Source organism: Promicromonospora kroppenstedtii DSM 19349, from assembly GCF_000515355.1.
GTDB lineage: Bacteria > Actinomycetota > Actinomycetes > Actinomycetales > Cellulomonadaceae > Promicromonospora > Promicromonospora kroppenstedtii.
This window is the reverse complement of the sequence record NZ_KI911656.1, coordinates 55,188-58,759: the sequence shown is the minus strand read 5'-3', so window position 1 is coordinate 58,759 and position 3,572 is coordinate 55,188. Positions and strand designations below refer to the sequence as shown.

Below are 3,572 nucleotides of genomic sequence, written 5' to 3'. Positions count from 1 at the left end.
GCCGAGGCGCTGTCCGCGCGGACGGCAGCCGTCGCCGGCGGTATGCCCGACGCCGCGGCCCACCGCCTGGTCGTGGTGGGACAGGGCGGCGTCCCGATCGCGGTGCTGGACGACGACGCCGTCGCGGCGGTGCCGCCCGCCGCGCAGCACACCACCCAGGTCGACGCCGTGGCGGTGCCGTTCGTGCGCGGCAGCGAGGTCGACCCACGGATGTCGGGGACCGACCTGCTGAACCACCTGGCCGCGCGGTCGGGCGGCGCCCGGCTGGTCCCGGTCGTCGAGCAGGGCCGGGTCACCGGAGTGCTCGACCTCGCCGACGTCGCCCGGGCGGTGCGGGGCACCTAGACTGGTCGGTCGTGACCACACCCACCGATGCCCCTACCGCCACCGGCGCCGAGCTGCGCCGCGGCCCGTTCCGAGTGGGCGACAAGGTCCAGCTGACCGACCCCAAGGGCCGCCTGCACACCATCACCCTGCAGCCCGGCGGCACCTTCCACACCCACAAGGGCTACTTCAAGCACGAGCAGATCATCGGGCAGCCGGAGGGCTCGGTGGTCGTCAACACGGCCGAGATCGAGTACCTCGCGCTGCGCCCGCTGCTGGCCGACTACGTGCTGTCGATGCCGCGCGGCGCCGCCGTCGTCTACCCCAAGGACGCCGGGCAGATCGTCGCCATGGCCGACATCTACCCGGGAGCCCGGGTGGTCGAGGCCGGCGTGGGCTCGGGCGCGCTGACCATGTCGCTGCTGCGCGCGGTCGGCGACGCCGGCCACGTGCACTCGATCGAGCGCCGCGAGGACTTCGCCGCGATCGCCCAGGGCAACGTGGAGACCTTCTTCGGCGGGCCGCACCCGGCGTGGAACCTGTCCGTGGGCGACCTCGCCGACGTGCTGCCCCAGGTGGCCGAGCCGGGCACCGTCGACCGCGTGGTGCTGGACATGCTCGCTCCGTGGGAGAACGTCGACGCCGTCGCGACCGCGCTCGCGCCCGGCGGCGTCCTTGTCTGCTATGTGGCCACCACGACCCAGCTTTCGCGCACAGCAGAAGACCTCCGTGCGGACGGCCGGTTCGCCGAGCCCGCGGCCTTCGAGACGATGGTCCGCGGGTGGCACCTGGAGGGTCTCGCGGTCCGCCCCGAGCACCGGATGATCGGGCACACCGGCTTCCTCATCACGACCCGCCGCCTGGCCGACGGCGTGGTCCCGCCCGAGCGGAAACGGCGCCCTGCCAAGGGTGCCTACCCCGCGACGGCCGAGGCCGAGTGGTCGCCGGAGGAGCTCGGCGAGCGCGCGATATCGGACAAGAAGATCCGAAAGGTCCGACGTGACCTCGGTGTTGCACCTGACACGGAGAACCCCCCTCCCGCGTGAACGGGCTGTAACGATCGGGTACCCCGGACGTCTCAAACGGGTGCTCTTACTCCCGGAGTGTCAGTGACTGTGCTTAGAGTGCTGTTCTCGGAGGCGTTTGCGTCATATGGTCGCCTCCCGGGCCCTACGAGAGGGGATGTCATGACCGAGAACACGTCAGGATACAACCATCCCGAGCACGAGTCTTTGCCAAGCCGCGACTACGAGCGACAGATCGCCCTCCTCTCAGCAAAGAACGAGCGCCTCGCGGAAGCCCTCCGCGCGGCGCGCGATCAGATAGTCGAGCTCAAGAAACAGCTCGATGACCTGGCCAAGCCACCGGGTACCTACGCCGTCTTCCTCGGAGCGCACTCCGACGGTTCGGTGGACATCTCGTCGGCCGGCCGCAAGATGCATGTCTCCGCCAGCCCCAGCCTGGACGTCACGCGGCTGCGGCCGGGCCAGGAGGTCAAGCTCAACGAGGCGATGACCGTGGTCGGCGCGGGCGAGTACGAGCGCACCGGTGAGCTGGTGACCGTCAAGGAGATGCTCGGCGGTGACCGCGTGCTCGTGGTGGGCCGTGCCGACGAGGAGCGCGTGGTGCGTCTCGCCGGCTCGGTGATGGACGCCCCGCTGCGCGTGGGGGATTCGCTCACGGTCGATACCCGCAGCGGTTTCGTGTTCGAGATCGTGCCCAAGTCCGAGGTCGAGGAGCTGGTCCTCGAGGAGGTCCCGGACATCGAGTACGAGGACATCGGTGGTCTCGGCCCGCAGATCGAGGCGATCCGCGACGCGGTCGAGCTGCCCTTCGCGCACCCCGACCTGTTCCGGGAGCACGGGCTGCGCCCGCCCAAGGGCGTGCTCCTGTACGGCCCGCCCGGCTGCGGAAAGACGCTCATCGCCAAGGCCGTGGCGCACTCGCTCGCCGGGATGGTGGCGCGGGCCAACGGGGGCAACCCCGAGGTGAAGAGCTTCTTCCTGAACGTCAAGGGCCCGGAGCTGCTCAACAAGTACGTCGGTGAGACCGAACGGCACATCCGCCTGATCTTCGCCCGCGCCCGGGAGAAGGCCAGCCAGGGGATGCCCGTCGTCGTCTTCTTCGACGAGATGGAGTCGCTGTTCCGCACCCGCGGCACCGGCCTCTCCTCGGACGTCGAGACCACGATCGTGCCGCAGCTCCTCGCCGAGATCGACGGCGTGGAGCGGCTCGACAACGTCATCGTGATCGGCGCCTCCAACCGCGAGGACATGATCGACCCGGCCATCCTGCGCCCGGGGCGGCTCGACGTGAAGATCAAGATCGAGCGGCCCGACGCCGAGGGGGCAAAGGAGGTCTTCGGCAAGTACCTCACCAAGGAGCTGCCGATCCACGCGGACGACCTGGCGGAGTACGGCAACAACGTCAGCGAGGCGCTGGACGGCATGATCACCTCGGTCGTGGAGCGGATGTACTCCGATGACGAGGAGAACCAGTTCCTCGAGGTCACCTACGCCTCGGGGGACAAGGAGACCCTGTTCTTCAAGGACTTCAACTCGGGCGCCATGATCCAGAACGTGGTGGACCGGGCCAAGAAGAACGCGATCAAGGACTTCCTGGCGACGGGGCAGAAGGGCATCCGCGTGGAGCACCTGCTGACGGCCTGCGTCGACGAGTTCAAGGAGAACGAGGACCTCCCGAACACGACCAACCCCGACGACTGGGCGCGGATCAGCGGCAAGAAGGGCGAGCGCATCGTCTTCATCCGCACCATCGTGCAGAAGAAGGGCGAGGGCGCCACGCCCCGCACGATCGACACCGTCCAGAACACCGGCCAGTACCTCTGACCACACAACCCGGGCAGGTCCGCGTCCGTCGAACAGGCGCGGACCTGCCCGACCATCTGGACTACTCCGGCATAGGGTGGTGGACGTGAGCGTGCGTCGTGTGATGGGCATCGAGACCGAGTACGGAGTGCTGCAGCCTGGCCGTCCCCTGGCCAACCCCATGCTGCTGTCGAGCCAGGTGGTGACCACCTACCGGGCCATCTCCACCCGCGCCGAGGGGGCGGGTGGCAAGGCGCGCTGGGACTACGACGACGAGGACCCGCTGCAGGACGCGCGCGGGTTCCACCTCGACCGTGCCTCGGCGCAGCCGTCCATGCTGACCGACGACCCGGCGCGACCCGCGCCGTCCGGCCCCGTCACGGGGCAGGTGCCCGTGGTGGAGCCCGGCCTGCCGGGCCG

General features: G+C 69.7%; 3 protein-coding genes and 1 pseudogene. All 4 read left to right on the top strand.

Annotated features, from left to right (window positions below; translation table 11 throughout):
• A pseudogene (locus PROKR_RS10950) lies at positions 1–345 on the top strand (site-2 protease family protein); the annotation flags it as partial.
• Between the two features lie 11 nt (positions 346–356).
• Positions 357–1,370, top strand: coding sequence for a tRNA (adenine-N1)-methyltransferase (locus PROKR_RS10945; protein WP_036963044.1), 1,014 nt, complete (start codon positions 357–359; stop codon positions 1,368–1,370).
• 141 nt (positions 1,371–1,511) lie between these two features.
• On the top strand, positions 1,512–3,173 hold the full coding sequence (arc, locus tag PROKR_RS10940; protein ID WP_051432873.1) for a proteasome ATPase: 1,662 nt from the start codon (positions 1,512–1,514) through the stop codon (positions 3,171–3,173).
• A gap of 103 nt (positions 3,174–3,276) precedes the next feature.
• Positions 3,277–3,572 (top strand): proteasome accessory factor PafA2 family protein (locus PROKR_RS10935; protein WP_211240109.1); only part of this gene is annotated, 296 nt, incomplete at its 3' end.